Source organism: Pseudomonas sp. KB_15 (assembly GCF_052114525.1).
Lineage (GTDB): Bacteria > Pseudomonadota > Gammaproteobacteria > Pseudomonadales > Pseudomonadaceae > Aquipseudomonas.
The window spans coordinates 1-437 of record NZ_JBFREX010000228.1; the positions used below are offsets into that span (position 1 = coordinate 1).

Sequence of the window (437 nt, forward strand, 5' to 3'; positions counted from 1 at the left end):
CGCTGCAGACGCGCGAAGCCTGGCTCGCTCAGGAGGGGATGCGGGACCACGGGCGGGTCCGTTTCGGCAAGATCAAGATGGATTGGATAGGCGGCGGCTTGGGGCATGATGTTGTCTCCGGTACGTTGTTTTGCGGCGTAGGTCAGAAGCGCCGTGAGACGGCGGTCTCGCGCATGACTGCCTCGGGCGTCCGATAGCGTTCGGCCATCTCGCGATCCTGTTCACCCTTGAGTTGCGCCTGCATATAGGCCCCCAGATGGCGTGCGTGCTCGACGACCGCCCGGCCTACCTGGACGCGCTCGGTGCTGTACGCCTCGAGCGCCGTTTCGACGGACGGATGTCCGGCCAGCGCGCGGACCAGTGCGATGGCGTCGCCGGCCGCTTTCGTGACACCCATGCCGCAATGCGGGCGAGCCACGAACGCGGCGTCGCCCAGC

General features: G+C 67.3%; 1 protein-coding gene. It reads right to left on the reverse strand.

Going from position 1 to position 437, the window contains the following annotated elements; genetic code table 11:
• Positions 1–142: 142 nt before the first annotated feature.
• A partial coding sequence (locus tag AB4Z35_RS30615) for an FAD-dependent monooxygenase (protein WP_442101244.1) occupies positions 143–437 on the reverse strand: 295 nt, incomplete at its 5' end.